This is a genomic window from Methylocystis sp. S23 (assembly GCF_054106005.1).
Genome location: NZ_CM134185.1, coordinates 1,838,724 through 1,863,973 on the forward strand (window position 1 = coordinate 1,838,724; position 25,250 = coordinate 1,863,973).

27 protein-coding genes and 2 pseudogenes are annotated in these 25,250 nt (G+C 61.2%); 19 read left to right on the forward strand and 10 right to left on the reverse strand.

The features are described 5' to 3' along the window. Positions 1-62: 62 nt before the first annotated feature. The 3 genes from ACV7JP_RS09095 to lspA all read right to left on the reverse strand — a co-directional run bounded on the left by ACV7JP_RS09095 (position 63) and on the right by lspA (position 2,814). The gene (locus tag ACV7JP_RS09095; RefSeq protein ID WP_457798898.1) at positions 63-1,394 is read right to left on the reverse strand and encodes a M16 family metallopeptidase; all 1,332 of its coding nucleotides are present in this window, start codon (positions 1,392-1,394) and stop codon (positions 63-65) included. Between the two features lie 80 nt (positions 1,395-1,474). Then, complete coding sequence (locus ACV7JP_RS09100; protein WP_457798899.1) at positions 1,475-2,191, reverse strand: hypothetical protein; 717 nt, start codon at positions 2,189-2,191, stop codon at positions 1,475-1,477. A gap of 107 nt (positions 2,192-2,298) precedes the next feature. Further along, complete coding sequence (lspA, locus tag ACV7JP_RS09105; protein ID WP_457798900.1) at positions 2,299-2,814, reverse strand: signal peptidase II; 516 nt, start codon at positions 2,812-2,814, stop codon at positions 2,299-2,301. A gap of 239 nt (positions 2,815-3,053) precedes the next feature. Here lspA and groES point away from each other — a divergent pair, with 239 nt between their 5' ends. Both groES and groL read left to right on the forward strand, forming a co-directional pair. Next, entirely contained in the window at positions 3,054-3,341 is a 288-nt protein-coding gene (groES, locus tag ACV7JP_RS09110) for a co-chaperone GroES (protein ID WP_457798901.1), read from the forward strand. A gap of 49 nt (positions 3,342-3,390) precedes the next feature. Beyond that, positions 3,391-5,025 carry a chaperonin GroEL gene (groL, locus tag ACV7JP_RS09115; RefSeq protein ID WP_457798902.1) on the forward strand — a complete coding sequence of 545 codons (1,635 nt, stop codon included), beginning with the start codon at positions 3,391-3,393 and terminating at the stop codon, positions 5,023-5,025. A gap of 154 nt (positions 5,026-5,179) precedes the next feature. On the opposite strand, the gene radC is transcribed toward groL, so the two are convergent. Next, complete coding sequence (gene radC / locus ACV7JP_RS09120; RefSeq protein WP_457798903.1) at positions 5,180-6,358, reverse strand: RadC family protein; 1,179 nt, start codon at positions 6,356-6,358, stop codon at positions 5,180-5,182. A 396-nt stretch (positions 6,359-6,754) separates the two neighbouring features. Then, positions 6,755-7,639, reverse strand: a complete 885-nt coding sequence (gene galU / locus ACV7JP_RS09125) for a UTP--glucose-1-phosphate uridylyltransferase GalU (protein ID WP_457798904.1) — start codon at positions 7,637-7,639, stop codon at positions 6,755-6,757. A 134-nt stretch (positions 7,640-7,773) separates the two neighbouring features. Between galU and galE the strand changes: the two genes are divergently transcribed. Beyond that, on the forward strand, positions 7,774-8,757 hold the full coding sequence (gene galE, locus ACV7JP_RS09130) for a UDP-glucose 4-epimerase GalE (protein ID WP_457798905.1): 984 nt from the start codon (positions 7,774-7,776) through the stop codon (positions 8,755-8,757). A 342-nt stretch (positions 8,758-9,099) separates the two neighbouring features. Here galE and ACV7JP_RS09135 read toward each other — a convergent pair whose 3' ends face one another. From ACV7JP_RS09135 to ACV7JP_RS09145, 3 genes are all read right to left on the reverse strand, one after another. Next, on the reverse strand, positions 9,100-9,441 hold the full coding sequence (locus ACV7JP_RS09135) for a hypothetical protein (protein WP_457798906.1): 342 nt from the start codon (positions 9,439-9,441) through the stop codon (positions 9,100-9,102). A gap of 221 nt (positions 9,442-9,662) precedes the next feature. Next, positions 9,663-11,147 (reverse strand): polyphosphate:AMP phosphotransferase, encoded by a 1,485-nt coding sequence (pap, locus tag ACV7JP_RS09140; RefSeq protein ID WP_457798907.1) that lies wholly within the window; start codon positions 11,145-11,147, stop codon positions 9,663-9,665. 315 nt (positions 11,148-11,462) lie between these two features. Then, positions 11,463-11,669, reverse strand: coding sequence for a hypothetical protein (locus ACV7JP_RS09145; protein ID WP_457798908.1), 207 nt, complete (start codon positions 11,667-11,669; stop codon positions 11,463-11,465). 75 nt (positions 11,670-11,744) lie between these two features. Between ACV7JP_RS09145 and ACV7JP_RS09150 the strand changes: the two genes are divergently transcribed. The 12 genes and pseudogenes from ACV7JP_RS09150 (at position 11,745) to ACV7JP_RS09205 (ending at position 20,084) form a co-directional block, all read left to right on the forward strand. Continuing rightward, on the forward strand, positions 11,745-12,755 hold the full coding sequence (locus ACV7JP_RS09150) for a hypothetical protein (protein WP_457798909.1): 1,011 nt from the start codon (positions 11,745-11,747) through the stop codon (positions 12,753-12,755). A 119-nt stretch (positions 12,756-12,874) separates the two neighbouring features. Further along, positions 12,875-13,111: a hypothetical protein gene (locus tag ACV7JP_RS09155; protein ID WP_457798910.1), complete on the forward strand. Its 237-nt coding sequence runs from the start codon at positions 12,875-12,877 to the stop codon at positions 13,109-13,111. A 768-nt stretch (positions 13,112-13,879) separates the two neighbouring features. After that, a complete protein-coding gene (locus ACV7JP_RS09160; RefSeq protein WP_457798911.1) occupies positions 13,880-14,128 on the forward strand; it encodes a hypothetical protein in 249 nt (82 codons plus the stop codon). A 773-nt stretch (positions 14,129-14,901) separates the two neighbouring features. Further along, a complete protein-coding gene (locus ACV7JP_RS09165) occupies positions 14,902-15,123 on the forward strand; it encodes a transposase (protein WP_457797106.1) in 222 nt (73 codons plus the stop codon). Positions 15,124-15,200: 77 nt separating this feature from the next. After that, a complete protein-coding gene (locus ACV7JP_RS09170; protein ID WP_457797107.1) occupies positions 15,201-15,329 on the forward strand; it encodes a hypothetical protein in 129 nt (42 codons plus the stop codon). Beyond that, a complete protein-coding gene (gene tnpB, locus ACV7JP_RS09175) occupies positions 15,326-15,682 on the forward strand; it encodes an IS66 family insertion sequence element accessory protein TnpB (RefSeq protein WP_457796655.1) in 357 nt (118 codons plus the stop codon). The genes ACV7JP_RS09170 and tnpB (ACV7JP_RS09175) overlap by 4 nt, the downstream gene beginning before the upstream one ends. Positions 15,683-15,749: 67 nt before the next feature. Next, positions 15,750-17,241 (forward strand): annotated as a pseudogene (gene tnpC, locus ACV7JP_RS09180) (IS66 family transposase). Positions 17,242-17,299: 58 nt separating this feature from the next. Beyond that, positions 17,300-17,521, forward strand: coding sequence for a transposase (locus tag ACV7JP_RS09185; RefSeq protein ID WP_457797106.1), 222 nt, complete (start codon positions 17,300-17,302; stop codon positions 17,519-17,521). 77 nt (positions 17,522-17,598) lie between these two features. Next, positions 17,599-17,727 (forward strand): hypothetical protein, encoded by a 129-nt coding sequence (locus tag ACV7JP_RS09190; protein WP_457797107.1) that lies wholly within the window; start codon positions 17,599-17,601, stop codon positions 17,725-17,727. Further along, positions 17,724-18,092, forward strand: a complete 369-nt coding sequence (tnpB, locus tag ACV7JP_RS09195; RefSeq protein ID WP_457797227.1) for an IS66 family insertion sequence element accessory protein TnpB — start codon at positions 17,724-17,726, stop codon at positions 18,090-18,092. Before ACV7JP_RS09190 ends, tnpB (ACV7JP_RS09195) begins: the two co-directional genes overlap by 4 nt. A 54-nt stretch (positions 18,093-18,146) precedes the next feature. Further along, a pseudogene (gene tnpC, locus ACV7JP_RS09200) lies at positions 18,147-19,677 on the forward strand (IS66 family transposase). Positions 19,678-19,736: 59 nt separating this feature from the next. Next, complete coding sequence (locus ACV7JP_RS09205) at positions 19,737-20,084, forward strand: hypothetical protein (protein WP_457798912.1); 348 nt, start codon at positions 19,737-19,739, stop codon at positions 20,082-20,084. A 311-nt stretch (positions 20,085-20,395) separates the two neighbouring features. Here ACV7JP_RS09205 and ACV7JP_RS09210 read toward each other — a convergent pair whose 3' ends face one another. Both ACV7JP_RS09210 and ACV7JP_RS09215 read right to left on the reverse strand, forming a co-directional pair. Continuing rightward, the gene (locus tag ACV7JP_RS09210) at positions 20,396-20,998 is read right to left on the reverse strand and encodes a HEPN domain-containing protein (protein ID WP_457798913.1); all 603 of its coding nucleotides are present in this window, start codon (positions 20,996-20,998) and stop codon (positions 20,396-20,398) included. A gap of 12 nt (positions 20,999-21,010) precedes the next feature. Beyond that, positions 21,011-22,045, reverse strand: a complete 1,035-nt coding sequence (locus tag ACV7JP_RS09215; protein WP_457798914.1) for a ParA family protein — start codon at positions 22,043-22,045, stop codon at positions 21,011-21,013. Positions 22,046-22,598: 553 nt separating this feature from the next. Between ACV7JP_RS09215 and ACV7JP_RS09220 the strand changes: the two genes are divergently transcribed. From ACV7JP_RS09220 to ACV7JP_RS09235, 4 genes are all read left to right on the forward strand, one after another. Next, positions 22,599-23,270, forward strand: coding sequence for a hypothetical protein (locus tag ACV7JP_RS09220; RefSeq protein WP_457798915.1), 672 nt, complete (start codon positions 22,599-22,601; stop codon positions 23,268-23,270). A gap of 796 nt (positions 23,271-24,066) precedes the next feature. Then, the gene (locus ACV7JP_RS09225; protein ID WP_457798916.1) at positions 24,067-24,336 is read left to right on the forward strand and encodes a helix-turn-helix transcriptional regulator; all 270 of its coding nucleotides are present in this window, start codon (positions 24,067-24,069) and stop codon (positions 24,334-24,336) included. 18 nt (positions 24,337-24,354) lie between these two features. Then, positions 24,355-24,540: a hypothetical protein gene (locus ACV7JP_RS09230; RefSeq protein WP_457798917.1), complete on the forward strand. Its 186-nt coding sequence runs from the start codon at positions 24,355-24,357 to the stop codon at positions 24,538-24,540. Further along, positions 24,533-25,036: a hypothetical protein gene (locus ACV7JP_RS09235; RefSeq protein WP_457798918.1), complete on the forward strand. Its 504-nt coding sequence runs from the start codon at positions 24,533-24,535 to the stop codon at positions 25,034-25,036. The genes ACV7JP_RS09230 and ACV7JP_RS09235 overlap by 8 nt, the downstream gene beginning before the upstream one ends. The last annotated feature ends 214 nt before the right edge of the window (positions 25,037-25,250 follow it).

Below are 25,250 nucleotides of genomic sequence, written 5' to 3' on the forward strand. Positions count from 1 at the left end.
GAGTGGCGAATAGCGGGTAGTGAAATGCGAGCAGCTCCTCTCTATTCGCTACTCGCAATTCGCTATTCGCAAGGCAACAGAAAACCTGTGACGGCGCGGCGCTTGTCGAGCCATTTTCCGGCGGCGGCGGTCACGTCGGCGGCGGTCACCGCCTCCATGCGCGCGGGCCAGGCGACGACGTCCTCGATGGCGAGCCCCGTCGCCAGCGCCTCGCCGTACCAGCGGGCGAGCGAGGCCTGGCTGTCCTGCGCATAGATGGCGTCCGCGACGAGCCGGGTCTTGGCGCGCGCGAGATGCCCTTCGTCGATCGGATGCTCGATGAAACGCCTGATGACGCGGTCGACCGCTTGATCGAGCTCCTCCAGCGGCACGCCCGGCGCGGGCGTGGCATAGACCCAGAGCCGCGTGTCGTCGACGGCCGAGCCGAGATAATAGGCCCCGGCGCCGACGGCGATTTTCTCCTCCACGACGAGCGTCTCGTAGAGCGCGCTGGCGCCGCCGCCGCCCAGCATATAGGCGAGCGCCTCGAGCGCCTCGGCCTCGCCGGGCGCGGCCGTGCGGTAGGAGGGGACCAGAAAGACGCGCTCATGCGCGGGCTGCTCGACCTTCTCGTCGGAAAGCGAAACGAGCCGGTGCGCGCGGTGCGGCGGCTCCTTGGTGCGGTTGCGGCGCGGCGGCTCGGCGCGCGCGGATATCTTGCCGTAGCTCTCCTTGGCGAGCGCCAGGACCTCCTCCGCCTCGACGTCGCCGGCGACGACGAGAATGGCGTTCTCCGGCGTGTAGAAGCGGCTGTAATAAGCGAGCGCATCCTCGCGATTCAGGCTTTCGATCTCGTGATTCCAGCCGATGATCGGCGTGCCGTAGGGGTGATGCGCGAAGAGCGCCGCCTGCACCGCCTCGTCGAGCTGCGACGAGGGGTCGTTGTCCGTGCGCATGCGGCGCTCTTCCAGCACCACGTCGCGCTCCGGCGTCACCACCTCGTCGGTGAGGACGAGATTGCGCATGCGGTCGGCCTCAAACGCCATCAGCGTGCCGAGATGCTCCTTGCCGATGCGCTGGAAATAGGCCGTGTAGTCATAGCTCGTAAAGGCGTTCTCCTGGCCGCCGAGCTCGGCGACGAGATTGGAGAACTCGCCCTGCGGATGGTTCGCGGTGCCCTTGAACATCAGATGTTCGAGGAAATGGGCGATGCCGGATTTGCCCAGCGGATCGTCGGCGGAGCCGTTCTTGTACCAGATCATATGGGTCACGACGGGCGTGCGGTTGTCGGGGATGACCACGACCTCGAGACCGTTATCCAGCTTGAAATTGAAGACATTGGCGCTGGCGGGCGCCGAGTCGCCGGCCGCGCCCGGAGTGAGCGAGACGGTCGGCGACGCGGAGGAAGACGACATGAACGGGCCTTTCTGGCGGCTCGTGGCCGCTCGAAAACGGGAAAACCTGGCTCCCAATATAGGCCCAAAAACGCTAAACGCTACTTATCCGAGCCTCTCAGAAAGTTCGGCATCATCCCGGAGAGCAGGCCGCCGCCGCTCTCGCCGCTGGCCGTGCGCCGCTGGACCGGCGCCGTGCCGGCCGTCTGGGCCACGGGGTCGCCGTCATTTCCATCGCCCCCGACATAGGATAGCGGATTCCACCAGGAGGTGCTTTTCTTGGGATCCGAGTCGCGCACCTTGGCGAGATCGGTCGTCGGGCGGCGGTAGCCCGACGGCGGCTCGGTCAGCATGCGGCGGGCCGGCTCGTCCATGACCGGGGCGCTGGACCGGGCGCCGGCGTTGAGCGCGCGCTGCAGAAAGCCCGGCTCGTCGTCCGTGCCCGGCGCATAATCGGGCTTGGGGCCGCGAATGCGCTCGAGCAATCCGGGCTTCCTCTCCTCCGGCGGAGCGTTCTGCACCTTGGCGTAGCGGTCCGTGTTGCGGCGGCGCGCGGCGGCGACGTCAGTCGGCCAACCGTCGGGACGGCCCGCGTTTTCCCTTGGCGAGGGCAGATCGCCCGCGCGCGGCGGCAGCACCAGCTTGGGGCGTTCGGTGTAGTCGATCTTTTCGGCGGAAGGATCGGACGAATAGCCGACAAGCTCCATCACCGAACTGATCGTCGACTTGTCGTCGGCGGCCCGGGCCGGCGCGCCATAGGCTGCGGCGACGCCGGCGACAATGCAGAGCGCGCGGCGCGAAGACCGTGCAAGCTTCATCTTTCCAACTCCTTGGCCCAGGGCCGACGCGCCGCGCGCCGGCGGGCGTCTGCTCCTTAAGGGCGCACAATGCGCGCGACTTGTTGGCGATTTAGTGGCGCCCGGCGTCAGGCCGGGTCCTGAGCGGCCGCCGGCGGCGGCAGGACGCTCTCATAGAGCAGCAGCGCCACCCCCGCCGTGATGGCGACGTCCGCGACGTTGAAAACGTAATTGGCGAGCGGCCCGACGGGCAGCGTCGTGTGCAGATAGAAGAAATCCGCCACGGCGCCGCGCGTCAGCCGGTCGGCGGCGTTGCCGAGCGCGCCGCCGATCACGAGGCCGAATGCGAGCGCGGCGAGCCGGCTGGAGGCGCGCCACATCCACCAGAAGAGACAGGCGACGATGACGCTCTGGCCGGCGAGGAGCAAGGCGCGTCCCGCCCCCTCATGCGCCGGGAAAAGCGAGTAGGAGACGCCGTAATTCCAGGAGAGGACGAGGTCGAGGAAGGGGGCGAGCGCGATCGGCTGCCGCGCCTCTATGCCGAAGACGTTCAGCATCCAGAACTTATGCGCCTGGTCGAGGGCCGCGGCGGAGACGGCGGCGAGGAGGCCGAGGGCGCGGGGCGAGGAGAGGAGAGGCGGCAATTCGAGGGTCCAATCCGAGATCTCTGTCTGGTCGAGCGGCGCTCCCGGCGGCGCCGGACCATCTTTACCCTCCCGTCTCCAAAGGAGCTAGCCGATCCGGAAAATCTTGACATCCGCCGCGCGGCGCAATATCTCCCCTGCGCTGTTGGCACTCGTCGATAGAGAGTGACAACAATTTCGCTTATGGCTTGCGACGGGCGGAATGAGCCGCCCGTGGCGCAGAAAAGGAAGACATTGCAATGGCGTTCCGTCCCCTGCACGACCGGATCGTGGTCAAGCGCATCGAAGGCGAAGAGAAGACCAAGGGCGGCATCATCATCCCCGACACCGCCAAGGAAAAGCCCCAGGAGGGCAAGGTGATCTCCGTCGGTCCCGGCGCCCGCGACGAGAGCGGCAAGCTCGTTCCGCTCGACGTGAAGGCCGGCGACCGCGTGCTGTTCGGCAAATGGTCGGGCACCGAGGTCAAGATCGACGGCGACGATCTGTTGATCATGAAGGAAAGCGACATTCTGGGCATCGTCGAATAACTCGGCCCGCCCTTCAACGACTTTCCCCTAGAATTCAGGAGTTTCCCAAATGGCAGCCAAAGACGTCCGTTTCTCCACCGACGCGCGCGACCGCATTCTGCGCGGCGTCGACGTTCTCGCCAACGCCGTCAAGGTCACGCTGGGCCCGAAGGGCCGCAACGTCGTGATCGAGAAGAGCTTCGGCGCGCCGCGCATCACCAAGGACGGCGTGACCGTCGCCAAGGAGATCGAGCTTTCCGACAAGTTCGAGAATCTCGGCGCCCAGCTCGTCCGTGAAGTCGCCTCCAAGCAGAACGACTCGGCCGGCGACGGCACCACCACCGCGACCGTCCTCGCCGCCGCCATCGCCAGGGAAGGCGCCAAGGCCGTGGCCGCCGGCCTCAACCCGATGGATCTGAAGCGCGGCGTCGACCTCGCCGTCGAGGCCATCGTCGCCGACCTCAAGGCGCATTCGAAGAAGGTCACCTCCAATGACGAGATCGCCCAGGTCGGCACCATCTCGGCGAATGGCGACCGCTTCATCGGCGAGGAGATCGCCAAGGCCATGCAGAAGGTCGGCAATGAGGGCGTGATCACGGTCGAGGAGGCCAAGAGCCTCGAGACCGAGACCGACATCGTCGAGGGCATGCAGTTCGATCGCGGCTATCTCTCCCCCTATTTCATCACCAACGCCGAGAAGATGATCGCCGAGCTCGACGACGCCTATCTTCTCATTCACGAGAAGAAGCTGTCGACGCTGCAGCCGTTGCTGCCGATCCTCGAGGCGGTCGTCCAGACCGGCAAGCCGCTCGTCATCGTCGCCGAGGACATTGAGGGCGAGGCGCTCGCCACGCTCGTCGTCAACAAGCTGCGCGGCGGGTTGAAGATTGCGGCCGTCAAGGCGCCGGGCTTCGGCGACCGCCGCAAGGCCATGCTCGAGGACATCGCCATCCTCACCGGCGGCCAGATGATCGCCGAGGATCTCGGCATCAAGCTCGAGAACGTGACGCTCCCCATGCTCGGCCGCGCCAAGCGCGTGCGCATCGAGAAGGAGAACACCACCATTATCGACGGCGCCGGCGAGAAGTCGGACATCGAGGCCCGCATCGCCCAGATCAAGGGCCAGATCGAGGAGACGACCTCGGACTATGACCGCGAGAAGCTGCAGGAGCGTCTCGCCAAGCTCGCGGGCGGCGTCGCGGTGATCCGCGTCGGCGGCGCGACCGAGGTCGAGGTGAAGGAGAAGAAGGACCGCGTCGACGACGCCCTCAACGCGACCCGCGCGGCCGTCGAGGAAGGCGTCTCGCCCGGCGGCGGCGTCGCGCTGCTGCGCGCCATCAAGGCGCTCGAGGGCGTCGCCACGGCGAATGGCGACCAGAAGACCGGCGTCGACATCGTGCGCAAGGCCATTCAGGCCCCGGCGCGCCAGATCGTCGACAATGCCGGCGGCGACGGCGCCGTCGTGGTCGGCAAGCTGCTCGAGGCGACCGACTATAATTTCGGCTTCGACGCCCAGAAGGGCGAATATGGCGATCTCGTGAAGCTCGGCATCATCGACCCGACCAAGGTCGTGCGCACCGCGCTTCAGGACGCCGCGTCGATCGCCGGCCTGATCATCACCACCGAGGCGACGATCACCGAGCAGCCGAAGAAGGAAGCGGCTCCGGCGATGCCGGGCGGCGGCATGGGCGGCATGGACTTCTAAGTTCCGTCGGTCGTCACGAAGGATTGGAGAGCCCCGGGGAAACCCGGGGCTTTTCCTTTTGGGTTTTGCCGTCTCTCACGCGGTCCGGATTGCTTCGCCTTCGGCTCGCAACGGCGCCGCGGGCATTGCGCGAAGCGATCAGGCGGAAACCGTCTCACCTCTCAATATCTGGTTCCGGAATCATCTTCAGCGCGCGCATGCTGGTGTGGCCGTGCTTGCTCAGCACGATGTGATCGTCCACGGCGATGCCGAGAGTCCTCGCCGCTTCGACGACCTTCAGCGTCGTCAATATGTCCTTCGACGAGGGCGTCGGGTCGCCTGAGGGATGATTATGCGCCAGGATGAGCGACGCCGCGGAGAGCTCCAGCGCGCGCTTGATGATCTCGCGCACATTGACCGGCGTATAGTCGACCGTGCCCTCCTGCATGATCTCGTCGCCAATGATATGGCGCGACCGGTCGAGGAAGAGCACGCGCAGAATCTCCTTCGTCTTGTAGCCCTGCGCGATGCGAAGATAATTCACGATCGAGCTCGCGCTTTCGAAGCGCACCGGCTCGCGCGTCGGCCGCAGGGTCCATTCCATGGCGAGGCGGACGACGTCGAGGAAGACGAGATGCGCCGCCCTCACGCCATCGACCGAGGACAGGGCGTCTTCCGGCGCTTCGAGCACCGCGGCGGTCGCGCCGAATCGCTGGATGAGCGACCGGGCCGTCTTGCGCGCCTCGACCGGCGGCGCGACGCCGCGCAGCAGGAGCTCAAGAAGATGCTGTTCGAGCCGCGCGCGGCCGACGTCGTCGGCGGGACGCGCGACAATGTCCCGTTGCAATCGCTTGAGCTGATCCACCGAGGCGATCGGACGAAAAAGCGGCTCATCCGTGTCGTTCGGCGTCGAGTCGCTCAGCCAGTCGTCGCCGGCGCATCCGCTCTCCCTTTCGCTCACCGTTCCGATGAACTGGGAGGCGATCCCCTTGGCGTTGAATCTCGCTTTTCCGTAATTCGTCAGCCATTTGACGCCGCCGTCGGGCAACGCCCGCCTGAAATCGAAACGCAAGGCGGACCCGTCGGCCAGCGCCTTCGTCCACGCCGCCTGCGCGCGCGGAATGTCTTCGGGATGAACGAGCTTCAGGAAATCCTCAAGATTCAATTCGACCCGATCGATCCCGAAAATCGCATAGACCTCCCGCGACCACGCCAATCTGCCCGTTTCCAGATCCCAGACCCAATAGCCCGCTTTCGACTGCTGCAGCGCGAGCTCCAACGCCAGAGCGCGAATTTGGGGATCCTCCAGAAGGTCGGCCGGGCGCCGCTCGCGGGAAAGCTTCGAATTCGCCATGGCGTCGGTTCGTCCCCCTTGGAGCGGCAATCGCTTGCAGCGCTATGGCGCTCGGCCCGACTGGTCGCTTTTTGGCTGCTGCATTCGGGCGCCTCGGAAAATGCTCGACGGCGTAACGCCGGAGCGGATGAGAATGGCGTGGGTCGAACTTGGTCTGATGCGCGCGTGAAAGGAAAGAGCCGCGCGCGGCGAAAAAGAGAAGCCGGCCTCCCGCGGGAAGCGCGTCTTAATTTGATCGATCACGCTGCGGTGGCGCGTTTCCGCCCATCGCAGCGTGATCTAGAAGCCATCGCCGCAAATTGTCAAGTTACTGTTTTTGCGCTCTGTCGGGCGCCGGCCGTTTCAACGGCCCAAGCTTTCCACGGCCGCGCGGCCCAAATCAGGGATAAGACGGCGTCAGCCGATCAGTTTCGCGATCTCCGCGCGCAGCCCGTCGGCAATGTCCGGGCGGGCGAGGCCAAAGGCGATGTTGGCGGCGAGGAAGCCGAGCTTCGAGCCGGTGTCATAGGTGCGGCCGTCGAAGCGCACGCCGTGGAAAGGACGCTCCTTGGCGAGAAGGATCATGGCGTCGGTGAGCTGGATCTCGCCGCCCGCGCCCTTCTCGCCCTTTTCGAGCAGGTCGAAGATCTCGGGCTCCAGAATATAGCGGCCGGAGATGATGTAATTGCTCGGCGCCGTCCCCTGCGGGGGCTTCTCCACCATGCCCGTGATCTCGAAGGTCGCGCCATAGTCCTTGCCCGTGGCGACGACGCCGTATTGATGCGTCTCCTCGGGCTTCACTTCCTCGACGGCGATGACGTTGCCGCCATGCCTTTCATAGGCCGCGACGGCCTGCGCCAGGCAGCGCGCGGTCTGGCCCGGCGCCGGCAGGGTGATCATGTCGGGCAGCAGCACGGCGAAAGGCTCGTCGCCGACGATCTCGCGCGCGCACCAGACGGCGTGGCCGAGGCCGAGCGGGGCCTGCTGGCGGGTGAAGCTCGCGGCGCCCGCCTTGGGCAGGTCCGCCATCAAGGCTTCATACTCCTTGGTCTTGTTGCGGCGGCGCAAGGTGTCCTCAAGTTCATAGGCCATGTCGAAATGGTCCTCTATGACTCCCTTGCCGCGTCCTGTAACAAAGACGAAATGCTCGATGCCGGCCTCGCGCGCCTCGTCGACCACATGCTGGACGACCGGACGGTCGACGACAGTGAGCATTTCCTTCGGCACCGCCTTGGTGGCGGGCAGGAAACGCGTGCCGAGTCCGGCGACGGGGAAAACGGCCTTGCGAATGCGCTTGGTCATGAGTGTCCGCTTCGAGTGGTTGAGTGAGGGGAAACGCCGCGTTTCGCGGAAAGACCGGGAGTCTTCCCTCGAGAAACCTGTTTTTTTTTAGGTCGGCGGCGTTAATTTCGCGTGTGGAAAGATAGGAAACGAAGATGGCTGTTTTGGTGACGGGCGGCGCCGGCTATATCGGCAGCCATGCGGTTCTCGAATTGCTCGACGCCGGCGAGAAGCCCGTCGTGCTCGACGACCTGTCCACCGGCTTCCGCTGGGCGGTGCCGGAAGGCGTGCCGCTCGTCGTCGGGGACGATGGCGACGAGGACCTGGTCACCGAGACCATCAGCCGCCATGAGATCGACGCCATCATCCATTTCGCCGCGAAGATCGTGGTGCCGGATTCGGTCGCCGATCCGCTCGGCTACTACCTCAACAATACGTCCAAGGCCCGCACGCTGATCGCGACGGCGGTGGGCTGCGACGTGAAGCATTTCATCTTTTCCTCGACCGCGGCCGTCTATGGCGATCCGGACCATCTGCCGGTGACCGAGGACGAGCCCTTGAAGCCCGTCTCGCCCTATGGCCGCTCCAAGCTGATGGTCGAGTGGATGCTGGAGGATACGGCGCGCGCCCATGATTTCGCCTATGTGGCGCTGCGTTATTTCAACGTCGCCGGCGCCGATCCGCAGGGACGTTCGGGCCAGTCGACGCCCAACGCCACCCATCTCATCAAGGTCGCGGCGCAGACGGCGCTGGGCAAGCGCCCGAAAATGCAGGTCTTCGGCACGGATTATCCCACGCCGGACGGCACTTGCGTGCGCGATTACATCCAGGTCACGGACCTCGCCTGCGCCCATCTCGACGCGCTGCGCCATCTGCGCGGAGGCGGCAAGAGCCTCGTCGCCAATTGCGGCTACGCCAGGGGCTTTTCGGTGCTGGAAGTGATCGAGGCGGTCAAGCGCATCAGCGGCGTGGATTTCAAGGTGGAATATGTGCCGCGCCGCCCGGGCGATCCGGCGGCGATCGTCGCTTCGAACGAACGGGCCCGGACTCTCCTGGGCTGGAAGCCCGAGCATGACGATCTGGACGAGATCGTGCGTCAGGCGCTGGACTGGGAAAAACGGCTGGGCGGGCAGATGTGACGTCGCCGACCACCCGCTCTCCGTCATTGCGAAGGCGTATGGCGAAGTCGGATATGTCCGGCTTCGAAAATGCGGCGAAGCGCGCCAGCGCAGGGCGACCGCGTGAAGGCTTTCCTCATGCTGAGGAGCGAGCGAAGCTCGCGTCTCGAAGGACGAGGAAGCCTTCATTCCCGCAATCTGGACTCGCCCCCCTCGCGCTTCGAGACGGCTCCTGCGGAGCCTCCTCATGCTTCGAGACGCCGCCTTTGGCGGCTCCTCGGCATGAGGGCGAGGATTGTCGTCCTTCACCCGATCGCCCTGAGCGCCAGCGCGCTCGGGATTGCTTCGCGCGCAACGACGCGCTCAGGCGCGTCCGGCCACGGCGCGGATATGGCGCGCCGTCTCGATCGCGGGGCGGATATCGATCACCGCCTGCTGCGCCGCGCGATCGATCAGGGAAACGCAGGGCCGCTCCTGGATGAGCTGGCGCAATTCGCTCGCGGCGCGGCGCGCGGCTTCCCGCAAATCCTCCGGCAGGCGGCGGCTCTGCGCGAGATGGGTGGCCTCGAGAAGCTTCAGGCGCAGCACCGCCGGCCCCGCGGCGGCAAGGAACTCGGCGTCGGAAAAGCTCAGAAGCGCCAGGGCGTCTTTCCCCTGCATGTCGATCCTCGCAATGCGTCTCTCCTTCCGGATCGGAAGGGCCATCCAGGAACATGACGCCCGCTGAGCCTAGGATCGCCGGCTGTCGCGAGGCTTGCGCGCGCACCGTCATTGCGAGGAGGCGAAGCCGACGAAGCAATCCAGGAGCCGCGATGACCCTCTGGTTTGCTTCGCCAGCATTGCGAAGTCGGGCACGCCCGACTTCGAGAAAAGGCTCGCGATGACGGCGGGAGCGTCATAGCGAAGCAATCAAGCGGGGAACCGCATCAGGCCTCCAGACGCGCGACGATGGCGCGCAGCGTCTTGAGCCGCGCATATTTCTTGTCGTCGGCTTCGACCAGCGTCCAGGGCGCGAGGCGCGAGCTGGTGCGGTCGACCATCTCCGTCATCGCCGCCTCGTAGAGGGGCCATTTCTCGCGGTTGCGCCAATCATCGGGCGTGAGCTTGTAGCGTTTGAAGGGTTTCGCCTCGCGATCCTGGAAGCGGCGCAATTGCTCGTCCGGCGAGATGGCCAGCCAGAATTTGACGACCATGTAGCCGGTCTCGCCGAGCTGCCGCTCGAAATCGTTGATCTCCTGATAAGCGCGCATCCAGTCCTCGGGCGCGGCGAAGCCTTCGACGCGCTCCACCAGCACGCGGCCATACCAGCTTCGGTCGAAGATCGCGACGTCGCCGCGGCGGGGGATATTGCGCCAGAAGCGCCACAGATAAGGCCGCGCCCGCTCCTCGTCCGTCGGCGCCGCGACGCCATGGACCCGGAACCGCCGCGGATCGAGCGCCTCCCGCACGCGGCGGATGACGCCGCCCTTGCCGGCGGCGTCATTGCCTTCGAAGACGAGAACGAGCCCCTGGTCCTTGAAGCTCTTGGCGGTGGTCGCCTCGGTGAGGCGCCGCTGCAGCGCGCGCAGCTCCTGGCTATAGGTCTCCGGATCGTGCTTCTTCGTGAGATCGAGCGCCGAGGCGAGGCTCGGCCGGGGCAGGTCCGGGGCCGGCGCGGCGGCGGCGCTCGCGCGCGGCGGCGGCGGCCCGACGCCGGCGGCGGCGCGCTGGAGCGTCCGCAGCAGCAGGCCGCCCACGGCGGCGTCGCGATAATAGGGATCGGCGGCGGGCACGACCGCCCAGGGCGCGTCGCCGGCGGAGGTCTTTTCGATCATTTCCAATGCGGCGTCGACGAGGCGCGCGCGCGCCTTGGGGCCGTCGAGCTCGGCCCATTCGATAACCGCCGGGCGGCGCAGCGCGCCATTGGACTCGCGCAGCCTCTCCAGCCGCCGCTGCGCCTCGCCGTCATCCATCTGCAGCCAGATCTTGAGGAGATGGACGCCTTCGAGGCGCAGCATTTCCTCCGAGCGGATCATCTCCTCGAGGGCGTTGTCATAGGCGTTCCTGCCGAGCCGGCGCAGGGCGCGGTTGCGCAGCAGGCGATGGTGCCAGGAGCCGAGCACCAAGCCGATTCGCCCCTTGGCGGTCATGTCGCGCCAATAGCGCCACGAGCCGGGCCGCGCCCGCTCCTCGTCGGTCGGCGCGCCATAGGAGAGCGTCTCGACGAGATGGTCGTCCAGCCAGTCATAGAGGCGGTTGACCACCTCGCCCTTGCCCGCGCCGTCGGAGCCGTTGATCAATACCAGGATTGCGGCGCGCTTTTGCTCCGCCACCTCGAACTGCGCGTCGAGCAATTGCTCCCGCAGCCGCTCCTCGGCGGCGGCGAATTCCGCTTTGCTCATCACATGCGGCAGGCGGGCGGACTCGAACATGGCCGTCTTTCCACAATCGAAACTTTTCAATCGGCCCCGCTGTGGTAGATGTTGGCTGCGGGGTCCCGTAGCTCAGCAGAACTCCAAATCCTTTTCTAGCCATTGTTTTTATTTGGTTTTTCGAACCCTCCACACAAGCATTCCACACAAGCTCCACACAAGTTTCGAACCTCGGCCCATCAAAATCGATAGTGCTGAGATGCGCAGAATGACGCCTAAGGTCCGAGCATTGGCAAAGATACCAAATAAAAAGGCGTTTTACCATGTAATTAGCAAAGCAATGAGACAATATATTTGGACGTATCGAAGCTAAACTCACTCCTTTTTGCCAAGTGCAGTCGATAGCGAACCAATAACTGCGCCCGTCACTACCTTCAATAAATCGACGAAAACTGGTATCGCAGCTTCCAGTGCGGCTGTTGGTGCCTGCGCGAACGTTGAAATGCCAGCCGTCAAGGCATAAAGCACAGCAATGATAACCAGAACCATTAAATAGATATATACTACGGTCTTGGTCTCCATCTCGATCTCCCAAAAATGTGCAATGCGGCAAAAATATGGTAACGTCCCTTTTTCCGGTTGCAAAGGGAGTCGAATATGAATCCGTTCCGAATCGCCGCATTTTTCGCCCTCATTTGCGCGTTCATGAACACTTGCGCGCTTGCGCAAGATGCCACCGAGGACGCATACGCCGCGCGTGACGTGTGCGTGGGTTTTGCAGCTAATTACATCAATGCCCCTCCCGGAACCTCGTTTACTTATAACGCGGGGCGTTTCAGGATCGTCGGCACGGTCGGCCAGCGAGCGACAATCTTTGAGGGCTCAGCGCAGGTGGCGTCTATACCAAACTTCAATTATAAGGATTATACTACATGCGTGGATAACACTCTGAAGGGCATAGCTGCCGGAAGAAAAAAGACGGAGATCAAAAGGTCTCTTGCCTTATTCAATTCTTCAGCAGAACTTAGCAGTATATTGCACATTGGCGACTGCATGCAGACGATGGCAATGAGGGGGTTTTACTTTGGCGACGTATCGCAGAAAAACATAGCTAACGGCGAAAATGTAGTAAACGAAGAAAGCTTCTTAAAGACTTTTGCGGCCATCGATAGGGCGTTGTCAAAGAATGTCGGTAGCATATACCAAAGAGAGATAAGTTTTTCGCTCGAAAATGATGTAGATTTTTTCAGATTTGTCCCAGGAAGATCTGTTCCATATTTCACGATGGAGTCAGTTCAAAGAAATAGTGAAAAATTTACTGATGAGGCTGATGCAGATGATGTCCCATTTATCCAGCTTGGATCGGAGGTTGGCAAATTTACAAGGTTATATGGATACTATGGTGGCCTTTTGCAAGGATTTTATCAAACACATCCCGGCGACCCTGGACGAATCGCCGCAATTAATCAGACCCTAGCCTGCTTGGATACTCCTGTGCGGTCAGCAATAGCGAACATACAAAATCTCATTTTAGAACTCAAATTTCCTTACGAAGTAACTGTGCCAACTATTGAGGAAATACGAATGATGACAGCAGATCAGATACGCACAAATGATAAACCTACAGCTTTTATCTCAGCGATACGATTAAACATTAGATCGCTATGATTTGAGAGGGCGTCTTGACTTCCTTCACTTCCGCAACGCCTACGAGAAGCCACAGACGGTAATCATTTCTGTGCCCGGATGGCGGTATAAAATTCGCGACCCGAAGGGAATGATGGAACGTGAAGGTGCGGCGCGCTCGGCATATTCTTGAAGCTCAATCCCCGACGCGCGAGATGCAAAAGGAAGCTGCGGGGGCGGGCTTCTATGAGACAGGCGGCAACGAGTTTCCGCGTCTGCAAATGCTGACGGTGGCTGAGGTAATCGACAATCGCCGCCCAAAGGTCCCATTCGGCTTCACGGAAAGCCTGAAGAAGGCGAGTCGTAAATCGGACGATAAGCAAGGGGCGCTTCTCTGAAAACATTTTGAGCCGCGTGTCCGAAAATATCGCTTTTTATGTCATTTTGTGCTAGCATTTAGACAGTCAAGAAACGGCGGACAATCGCCAAATTCAGTATGTGTTCTTGCCGACCAACTGATTTGCGCAGACCCGCGCCGTTCTATCGGTGATAGAATCGGTTCCCCCTAAACAAATCGCAGCTTTTGGCATGGGGCTGTGAGCTTGTTTCTGGAGACATTCTTGTAGGCGGATCGCACGCGACCTTTTGCAAAGCGATTCCCATTTGGCGCGGCGTCGCCCAACCTCTGTTGGAAGCTAAGTAGGGCGACGCCTCGCCACCCCCGGCTAACCCATTTGCGTTGCCGCCCTCTGCATGACTCGTCGGGAGGATTTGCAGACGGTGCAAACGCGAAGCGCCGCCGTAGCCGGTTGCTGGCATTCCTCCGGCATGTCGGCGGCAAACCGCGACTCCTGTTTCCAATGACGACAGCCCTGACTCCGTGACTGTTCGCCAAGACCCTGGAAACGGGAGTCGCTCCCTCATAACCCGAATGGCGCGCAGAGCGCATTGAGTAAATCGCGTGAGAATCGTTGCTGACGAAATCTACTTCAACCAGAGCGAATCGTGCGCGCTTATCGGCGTGAGCCTCAGCACGTTCCGCACACTGAAGGCTGATCCGGACTTTCCCCCCTGCGTTGTCCTACTGAAGCGCCCGATGTGGCGCGCGTCGGACATCAAGGCGTGGTGCAAGCGACGTCTGAATCAGACCGGCAAGGCGGCTTGACGTGACAACACTAACGACCGCCCAACTTGCGCATTGCCTGGGACGCACCGTCGCCAGCCTCACAAAGCTGCGTAACCGATACGCAAGCTTTCCACGCCCTCAAATCAACCCCCCGGCGCTCCTATACGATGCTGCCGCCGTGCGCGAATGGATCGTAGCCAACCAAGGTTCGCTGTCGCCGACCTATCCGAATGAAAAAGCGCTCGATTTGGACCTCTTCGATGCGCGCGTTGCAATGATTACAGTCTGAGTTAGCCGATGGCTGAGAATTCCCATAGCATCCAAATCACGATTGACTCGACGCAGGCCCAAGCAGGGCTGAAGGCGCTATCTGCGTCCGTCCGTGCGACCGCAACCGACCTGCGCTCTCTGGGCTCGACTCCCAACGCCTGAACCTCCAGAAGCCCTGCTGTCGCCGAACGCGTTGGCGCGACCGATCAGCGGTTCACTGGCGGAAATGTATAAGCGCTCCTGTCTGGACGCGGGAACGATCAAGCACCTGCAACGCATCCACCCGACATTCAAAAGATGTTCTTTCGCGCAAAGGAAATCAGCGGTCAGAACTTCACGATGAACCACGGACAGGGCCTACGTTCGCAGGCTGAAGCTGATCGAAACGCCGCCCATGGTCTCGGCATTCGCAACTCGCAGCATCTCGAGGGCACGGCTGGCGACGTGAACCTCTATCGCAATGGGCGCTACGTCGCGGACGGAACGGACCCGGCTTACCGTCAGTTCAACGGCGCAATGCAACAAGCCGCGCGTGAATACGGGCCGGTTAAGTGGGGGGTGACTTCCGCGACTACGACCATTGGCAGTTGCCTCGTGGGTGGAAGGGCTCACACAAGCAGTCGGCGGGATCGATATGAATCGAACCCGCTCGTTTCATAAGCTCTCGGATCAGTCCAAGCACGCGACTCAGGGTAAGCGCTGTTCTGCTCCCACCTGTTTTGAGCGAGCGGTAGGGACGATAATCGGAGCGATAGAGGGCTCCGACACATGTCGATTTCAGAGCGTAAACATATGCCGGAGCCTGAAGCGTTTCCGGCGCGGCGGATCGAGGTCTTCACGGGCTCGGGGCGTCGGAGGACGTGGGGCGCGGATCAGAAAGCGGCGATTGTCGCTGAGAGCTTCGCGGAGGGCGCGAGCGTTTGTGAAGTGGCGCGGCGGCATGGTCTGACGCCGCAGCAGCTTTTACGTGGCGTCGTCAGGCGCGCAAAGAGACCGAGGCTCGCGAGGACGTAGGCGCGCCGCCATTGTTCGTTCCCGCAGTCACGCAAGGGCCTGCGCCCGCGCCGCTCACCAAACGCGAACGACGCGCTGTGCGCCAGGAAGTCGATTCGACGCCGACGATCGAACTTGAAGTTGATGGCGTCACGGTTCGGGTCGGACGCGGCGCGCAAGCAAAGACCATCGCTGCGGTGATCCGGGCGTTGAAAGCCGCCAAATGATCGGTCCGACGGGCGCGGTGCGCGTGATGGTGGCGACGAAGCCGGTCGACTTCCGCAAGGGCGCGGAGGGTCTCGCGGCGCTGGTGCGCGAGACGATACAGTGCGATCCCTTCGACGGCGCGATCTACGTCTTTCGCGCGAAGAGGGCGGACCGCATCAAGCTTGTCTTCTGGGACGGCACGGGTGTGTGCCTCTTCGCCAAGCGACTGGAGGACGGCGAGTTCCGCTGGCCGAAGATCGAAGACGGGGTGATGCGGTTGTCGGCGGCGCAATTTTCGGCGCTGCTGGAGGGGCTAGACTGGCGGCGCGTACACTGCGCGAAGGAGACGTCGGCGCCGGCCTTGTCGGGATGATGCGACACAGTGAATCAGGGCGTCGGAGAGCGTCGAAAGACGGCACAAAATATGGTCTTCTGCGTCTATGGCGCAGGCGGTCGAGACGCTTCCCGACGATCCTAACGAACTGAAGGCGATGCTCCTCGCCGAGCGGGCGCGCAACGATCGTCTCGTGCAGATCATCAAGGAGATGCAGCGCCATCGCTTTGGACGACGCGCCGAGACCCTTCCCGAAGACCAGATGCTGCTCGCGCTCGAAGAGGTCGAACAGACGGAAGCGGGCGCCGCCGCGGAGGAGGAAGCCAAGTCCGCCACCGAACGCGAGAAGGCGTCCAGAAAGCGCCGCACGAACCGTGGCGCGCTGCCTGCGCATCTCCCGCGCATCGAAACCATCGTCGACATCGAGGATAAAGCCTGTCCCTGCTGCAAGGGGGCGCTCCATCAGATCGGTGAGGATGTCTCCGAGCGGCTCGACGTCGTGCCGGCGCAGTTCCGCGTGCTGGTGACGCGGCGTCCCAAATACGCCTGCCGCGCCTGCGAGGGCGCTATCGTGCAGGCGTCGGCCCCGGCGCGGCTGATCGAGGGCGGCCTGCCGACCGAGGCGACAATCGCCCATACTGGTCTCCAAATACGCCGATCACTTGCCGCTCTATCGCCAAGCACAGATCTACGCCCGGCAGGGGATCGCCCTCGACCGTTCGACGCTCGCCGACTGGGTTGGCCGCGCCGCCTGGCATTTGCGGCCCGTGCACGAGCGGCTTCTGGAACACATCAGATCGTCGACAAAAATCTTCGCCGACGAGACAAGGGCGCCGGTGCTTGACCCCGGGCGCGGGCGCACCAAGACCGGCCAACTTTGGGCTTATGCGCGTGACGACCGGCCATGGGGCGGCGCCGATCCGCCAATCGCAGTCTATGTCTATGCGCAAAACCGAAAGTCCGAGCAGCCGCTCACGCATCTTGCCGGCTTCACGGGCGTCGTGCAGGTCGACGGTTACGCCGGCTATCGCGCGCTGACGCAGAAGAACAGCGTGTCGCTCGCCTTCTGCTGGTCTCACGTCCGCCGGCGCTTCTACGAACTCGCCGCAGCAGGTCCCGCGCCGATCGCCAGTGAGGCTCTGGCGCGCATCGGCGCGCTCTACGCCATCGAGAGCGACATCCGCGGGCAGAACCCGGACGACCGGCGCGCAGCGCGACAGGAAAAATCCCGCCCGATCCTCGACGCCCTCGAGCCATGGCTGCGCGAGAAGCTCGCGCTGATCAGCCAGAAGACCAAGCTCGCCGAGGCGATCCGCTACGCGCTTTCACGCTGGGACGGCTTGACGCGCTTTATCGACGACGGGCGCACCGAGATCGACTCCAATATCGTCGAGCGCGCGATCCGTCCCATTGCCCTCAATCGCAAGAACGCGCTCTTCGCGGGTTCGGACGGAGGCGGCGAAAACTGGGCGATCGTCGCGTCGCTCATCGAGACCTGCAAACTGAACGGCGTCGATCCGATGGCCTATATGGCCGATGTCCTCGCGAAGATCGTCGTAAGCGCTGTTCTGCTCCCACCTGTTTTGAGCGAGCGGTAGGGACGATAATCGGAGCGATAGAGGGCTCCGACACATGTCGATTTCAGAGCGTAAACATATGCCGGAGCCTGAAGCGTTTCCGGCGCGGCGGATCGAGGTCTTCACGGGCTCGGGGCGTCGGAGGACGTGGGGCGCGGATCAGAAAGCGGCGATTGTCGCTGAGAGCTTCGCGGAGGGCGCGAGCGTTTGTGAAGTGGCGCGGCGGCATGGTCTGACGCCGCAGCAGCTTTTACGTGGCGTCGTCAGGCGCGCAAAGAGACCGAGGCTCGCGAGGACGTAGGCGCGCCGCCATTGTTCGTTCCCGCAGTCACGCAAGGGCCTGCGCCCGCGCCGCTCACCAAACGCGAACGACGCGCTGTGCGCCAGGAAGTCGATTCGACGCCGACGATCGAACTTGAAGTTGATGGCGTCACGGTTCGGGTCGGACGCGGCGCGCAAGCAAAGACCATCGCTGCGGTGATCCGGGCGTTGAAAGCCGCCAAATGATCGGTCCGACGGGCGCGGTGCGCGTGATGGTGGCGACGAAGCCGGTCGACTTCCGCAAGGGCGCGGAGGGTCTCGCGGCGCTGGTGCGCGAGACGATACAGTGCGATCCCTTCGACGGCGCGATCTACGTCTTTCGCGCGAAGAGGGCGGACCGCATCAAGCTTGTCTTCTGGGACGGCACGGGTGTGTGCCTCTTCGCCAAGCGACTGGAGGACGGCGAGTTCCGCTGGCCGAAGATCGAAGACGGGGTGATGCGGTTGTCGGCGGCGCAATTTTCGGCGCTGCTGGAGGGGCTAGACTGGCGGCGCGTCACTGCGCGAAGGAGACGTCGGCGCCGGCCTTGTCGGGATGATGCGACACAGTGAATCAGGGCGTCGGAGAGCGTCGAAAGACGGCACAAAATATGGTCTTCTGCGTCTATGGCGCAGGCGGTCGAGACGCTTCCCGACGATCCTAACGAACTGAAGGCGATGCTCCTCGCCGAGCGGGCGCGCAACGATCGTCTCGTGCAGATCATCAAGGAGATGCAGCGCCATCGCTTTGGACGACGCGCCGAGACCCTTCCCGAAGACCAGATGCTGCTCGCGCTCGAAGAGGTCGAACAGACGGAAGCGGGCGCCGCCGCGGAGGAGGAAGCCAAGTCCGCCACCGAACGCGAGAAGGCGTCCAGAAAGCGCCGCACGAACCGTGGCGCGCTGCCTGCGCATCTCCCGCGCATCGAAACCATCGTCGACATCGAGGATAAAGCCTGTCCCTGCTGCAAGGGGGCGCTCCATCAGATCGGTGAGGATGTCTCCGAGCGGCTCGACGTCGTGCCGGCGCAGTTCCGCGTGCTGGTGACGCGGCGTCCCAAATACGCCTGCCGCGCCTGCGAGGGCGCTATCGTGCAGGCGTCGGCCCCGGCGCGGCTGATCGAGGGCGGCCTGCCGACCGAGGCGACAATCGCCCATGCTGGTCTCCAAATACGCCGATCACTTGCCGCTCTATCGCCAAGCACAGATCTACGCCCGGCAGGGGATCGCCCTCGACCGTTCGACGCTCGCCGACTGGGTTGGCCGCGCCGCCTGGCATTTGCGGCCCGTGCACGAGCGGCTTCTGGAACACATCAGATCGTCGACAAAAATCTTCGCCGACGAGACAAGGGCGCCGGTGCTTGACCCCGGGCGCGGGCGCACCAAGACCGGCCAACTTTGGGCTTATGCGCGTGACGACCGGCCATGGGGCGGCGCCGATCCGCCAATCGCAGTCTATGTCTATGCGCAAAACCGAAAGTCCGAGCAGCCGCTCACGCATCTTGCCGGCTTCACGGGCGTCGTGCAGGTCGACGGTTACGCCGGCTATCGCGCGCTGACGCAGAAGAACAGCGTGTCGCTCGCCTTCTGCTGGTCTCACGTCCGCCGGCGCTTCTACGAACTCGCCGCAGCAGGTCCCGCGCCGATCGCCAGTGAGGCTCTGGCGCGCATCGGCGCGCTCTACGCCATCGAGAGCGACATCCGCGGGCAGAACCCGGACGACCGGCGCGCAGCGCGACAGGAAAAATCCCGCCCGATCCTCGACGCCCTCGAGCCATGGCTGCGCGAGAAGCTCGCGCTGATCAGCCAGAAGACCAAGCTCGCCGAGGCGATCCGCTACGCGCTTTCACGCTGGGACGGCTTGACGCGCTTTATCGACGACGGGCGCACCGAGATCGACTCCAATATCGTCGAGCGCGCGATCCGTCCCATTGCCCTCAATCGCAAGAACGCGCTCTTCGCGGGTTCGGACGGAGGCGGCGAAAACTGGGCGATCGTCGCGTCGCTCATCGAGACCTGCAAACTGAACGGCGTCGATCCGATGGCCTATATGGCCGATGTCCTCGCGAAGATCGTCGACGGACATCTCGCGAGCAAACTCGACGAGCTCATGCCATGGGCCTACGCGCAGCCGGTCGCTCTCAAACACGTGGCCTGAAAACAGCGGTTACAGATCGTCGACGGACATCTCGCGAGCAAACTCGACGAGCTCATGCCATGGGCCTACGCGCAGCCGGTCGCTCTCAAACACGTGGCCTGAAAACAGCGGTTACGACTCAGGAAATCGAAAAGCAACTGCAGGCTGAAACGAAGCTCGCTAGCGAGATGGGCAAATCTACTCAGTCGATCACGCAAGCCGCGCCGTCCCTGACGATCTCCGATGGCGACGTTACCAAGCTTTCAGGAGCACTGACGCGGGGCGTTCCGGCGACAGAGTCCTTCACATCGGAACTTCAGAAGCTCATTGAGCAAATGACGAAGGGCCTTGGCGGTGGTGGTGGTTCTGGCGGGCTGCTCAGCGGGGCGGAGAGCTTCATTGGCGGGCGATTCTTGGAAGGCGGCTAACGCTGGTAGCGCCGTTAGCTCGGCTGTAATGCCTGCGTCTCATTGGGGTGGCGCTCCACATTATGCGGAAGGCACGCCGGACGTCAGGAGGCCAATCCAGCAATCCTGCACGACAATGAAGCGGTGAAGCGGTTATCCCATTGAGCCGTGTTCGCGCTGTTCCGGTCGAATTTAAGAACAATGGCGACGGTAGCAGAGGTGTGACGCAAATCACAACACGGCTGCCTATCAGACGGCAGCGCAACTTCATATCCGAAATAACTGGATTCACCGAGACACGTCTTCGTGTCGCCCTACGGTAGCTGCTACGGTCACCACGGCGCATTGATATTGAATTGAAGTCTCAGAAAGGTCTTCATTCCGGTATCGGTGCATCGGACCAAATTCTTGAAAAATGCTTCCACCAAATCAATGCTTTTGGCTGTTAGTCGGCAGCGACCGCTAGGGACTGTATTCCATGTGTAGCGCGGTATCGAGTGTCCGTGAGCAAAACTGTGCCTGACCTTGAGTATTTCATTGTGCAAAGCTTGGACCTGGATCACAGACATCGACTTTTTGCTCCAAACCCAATCGGAATACGGGTCGTAGCCCGTATACTCTACAAGAATATTTCTCGAATTTTCAAAATTTGGAGTGTTGAATTTCGAGAGTGCGACCTCTGAGCGTTTTCTTGATATGTCATGCATCGCATTGAACTCTAACGCCGTTGGGTTAGCCGTTATTACGTAGAATTCTCTAATCAGTTCTTCAATGTATGTCTCCCATGCGGCGACCCGCAATGCTAGGCAGGCGTGATAGTATGTTTCTGATGCAAGGCGGGGGAGTGGACGAATTCTGCTATCGTTGGCTATATTCCGGAGGTGCAAGACCCTTGGGGAAAACGACTCGAATTTTTGGGCTGCCCGAGACGGCATTTCCGAAAGCCCTCAAAGACAGTTGACGAAATTCTCTAAGGCGCTGCGATATCGGTCCAAAGGCTCTTTGTTTAGCTGAACTCGCTCGCCTCCTATCATCTTCGGGCCGGGTTTCAGTTTATGGACAGGGGTCCCAGTAGTGCTCGCTACGATACACGCGCTGTGATAGTCTGGAACCTCGATGAAACCAGAGCTAGGAAGATGTTTTGGATTCGCGAAAATTGATCTATGCTTGCCATAAATCAAATCCAGCGTGTCTTTGATGGATTTGCTTATAGCCTTAAAGGCCTTACTTGCCTGTCCCTCATATATCGTTACTCTATTACTTATGAATGTATGGAGCTTGGGGGTGTCCAGGCCTTCTTCCTTCGCACGCTTCGAAAAGCTAAGCTTAGCATATGCGCTCGTGTGAGGGTCGCCCAAGCCGTAAAGGAGCGCTATCACATTTTCGATCCCTCGTCGGGAACTGTCGTCGGCGGTAAACGGGACGACAACGTAGTCGGCGGCGGCTAATGCTAGCTGTGTGTAGATAGCGAAACTGGGGTTGCAGTCGATTATAATGATCGCATCTCTGTCTCCGCTGCGCTCTTTAAGAGAGTCTCCTAAATCTTTCACCCAGGATAATACCTGTCTCCATGCATCGACAGGTATCGACAACTGAGACGTCTGTCGAATTGCTTCTGCAATCACTTCAAGGAGATTGTCTCCGCAAATCAAATATAAGTTCTCAGGTATGTTTTTGTTAAAATGATATGGCTCAGATATATAAGAATTTGCATCAAATAATTTTTTGAATGGCGAGTTTAGTCTTTCCTCAAGGTAACCAGCGATTGTAGTTCTGGGGCTACTATTTAGGAGTTCATTCATTGCTGCAGGACTGTTGGGGGCACCGCCGAGTAGCGTCTCCGAAACATTTGCCTGGGGGCAAAGGTCGATCACATAAACATCGCTTTCCGGGTGTTTGAACGCATATTCGGCGGCAGCAACAAAACATAGAAAGCTCTTACCCACTCCGCCTTTATTATTCCAGAAAGCATAGGTGGTCATTTTAGCCTCGATTTGGTCTCGATCCTGCGCCCCGTGTTTGCGGACCGCGCGAATGCTGAGTCAACCGCGTTATTACCGTGGCCAGCGCGACCGCGCCAATCGCAGCGCTTCAACGAAATCGGGTAGGTCAACCCACTCCTTTTCGGCCATGGCGTCTACCCATCCATATCCGTCTTCTTCTTCCCAAACCCTATGGCTCGCAATTACGTAAGTTCCGTCGCGCGCTTCAACGCCGAACCTTGTGACAGCCCATTGCCGCCCTTGCCAATAGATAGGCCGGTGTAGGCGTTCGCCTCTGACGCGAACCTCGGTTGACGACGTGTAAGCCGGCGGTTCTTCAACCTTGAATGAACGCGTTAACAGGAAGTCGAAATCGACGCGTTGGAAACTCATGCTGTGTCTCCGGATGACGCCACTACAGAGATGGAATTGGGGTTTTGGCACGAAAGGCTAGCCGATTCGCGGGATCGCCGACACCCTTACGCAGTGCCTTTCCTGCTGTGCTATCGATCAAGCTGCTTGGTTTGGATTCGTTGCGATTCGGAGGCTGACCATGGAAGAATATGGGCGTTACCGAATAAACCTCAATGATGACTGGTCGTTAGAAGACTTGTATCGGTTTCCGAGAGCCTATGAGCAGGTCTATTTCTTCTTCGTTTCATTAGATAGAACGCTGGAGGCCGCCGACCGCGATAGGCTAGTGAACGCATATCGAACATATCCCTGGCAAGGGGGGTATAGCGCCGTCAGCTTTTTCAACCAGCTAAAATTCTCGGTCAAACCTAAGCGTAGGCCGCAGATTATAGCGATGCAGAAAGCGTCTCCAGGATGGATGGACCTTGGGCTCTGGATCGCAACGGCGACATCTGTCGCCGCAGCGGTAAAGACAATTGCCGGTGCTATAGATGCCGCAAATTCAACATACAGTAACATTTACAAAGGAATGCAGGACAGAAAGCTTTTGAAGCTGAAGGTTAGTAGTGAAAAAATAGATTTGGACAAAAAGCAGCTAGATTTTGTCGAGCAATCGAGCAATCAAATGGCAAAATTGCTTGGCTTCAAGAGTCCGAGGGAGATTGATGCTCTCACGGGCAGCCCCTATTTGACGCTAAAGATTTTGCTCTCTGTTTATCGGCGCGTTCGCACGCTCGCGGAATTCGAAAACAAGGGTAAGGCCCACTTGACTAACGCGTCAGGGCCGAAGCGCAAGAACCCTCGCCCGTAGGGCGCCAAGCGAGTGCCTCATCGGATTTTGCCGAGACGTTGAAAAGCCCCAAGCTGATCGTCCGGGGCTTTATTGCTGCGGGCGTTAGACGATCGCCGCTTCCGCCGCATCAACGTGAGCCGACGCCTGGGCTAGCAGGGCGCGAAGTCGAGAGGCAGTTTCGTGAAGGTCGAGAGCAGTTCGGATCGGTGACTCGGCGGCTTCCTGGATGTCTTCAAGCAGAGTGGCGACCGTCGCCAAGTGGGCTTCGGCGGCTTAAAATTTTGAATCGGTCATTTTTCAAACTCCAGCTTACGGTTACTCAGCACTGCAAGGCTGGCAGACGTGCTGTGATTTGTAAAGGCAGAAAACACAATAAAATCAATGTTTAGAATCGTAGCAAGGGGCGTCACAATTCCTAGATTCGCGCCCCTACAGCCTAGAGAACCTAACCAGCCTCCCGTGCGGCATAGTGGTTGACTTTCGGAAGGCGACGCCATATGTCAAGATCAAGCGGAAAAGTGAGCCTACTTGGACAATGTAGCAATTTTTGCTTGACATTGGTTAAGTTTGCGGTTAACATTTCGTCAACGTCCGGAAATCCGGACGCCAGCTTAGGCTCTCCTTCTCAGGATTGAGCGGCAAAGCGGCGGACCTCGCCTGACCGGCGACGGGAAGCAAAAAGCGCGACAAGCACCACTCAGAAGCTCCCCTTCAACTGCCTTTTCGGGCCGTTGGCTGTCGCCTGTTTTGCGCGCGTTCCGCCGTGACTCTTTGTCAGTCAGTCGCCTGGATCGGCTTATCGAAAGCCATCCCAATGAGCCTTGATTCAAATACCGCCGTCGCAAGCGGCGTCGTCGCTACCGGCACAGCGCCTGTTACGGCTGACGTTTCGTTCGGCAAAACTTCCCCCCGCTTCCTCACTGCTACCGCTGTCATCGCCATGACGGGCGTTCCGCGTGCGTCCTTCTACAAGATTGTGCGCGCGGGCGAAGGCCCGAAATCCGTGACCATCTGCGGACGCAAGATGTTTCTCGACGAGCACGTTGAAGAATGGATCAACCACATTCGCGCCAGTGCCGCGTAACTAGGAGCCTTTGAAACAATGACCAACGAAAGCACAAACCCCGAAACGGGAACAGTGCCGTTTTTCGGACCCGCCTTTCTCTTTTCGGGGGTGAGCCCAGAAGTCTGGAGCGCAATGACCGAAGAGCGCCGTCAGGAATTCGCCCGCGCCCTGGAGGCGCGCAAGCAGCGCGCCGTTGAGAAGGGAGTCGCTGATCATGTCTGACCTAGACACCTTCCGCTTGCTCGTAAGCGACTTTTACGACTCAGTTGGCGCGGTGCGTAACAAGGCTGAGATGGACAACCATGCTGCCACTTTGCAGGCGGCGGGTTACATTCGCGACGCAGACGGCGAATATCGTTCCGCGTCGGGCGAGACGGCGACTCAGTTCCTTTCAGACCTGCTGGTTTACGGCTCCCGATCAATCGGAGCCGCCACACAGGCGCCAGTGGATGACCGTGCGAAGTATGACGGCCTGACAAAGGCGGATTACGACGCGCTGCCTTACCACAAGAAGGCAGAAATCCGCGATAAGGTGGACGGTCCCGCGCGCGCCAAGTGGATGGATCGTGTCAAGCAGGGCGGCTTGCCTCCTGGCATGACCGCCGACACCTTCGCGAAGCTCAGCCCCGAAGAAAAAATTGCCGCAGCCAATGAAGCGACTCGCGTCGCGAACGGTTGGGCCACTGGCGGCTTTATGGCGGGAGGCGCGAATGGCTGAGGAACCGAAGCGCCAAAAGGTCCCGCCGTTCACGCCGGAACTGAAGGGGATTTGGGGTGGCGAACGTCGCCGCCCTGACGATCCAGGAACTGCCAACCGCAAGCAGCCTGCTCGCCGTTTTCGTCAATTCGCTCCCCACGGTCGCGGCTACGCGAACGAGAGCGAGTCAATGTCTCACGAACAGCGCCTACTCGAAATGCTGCGTGGGGGCGTG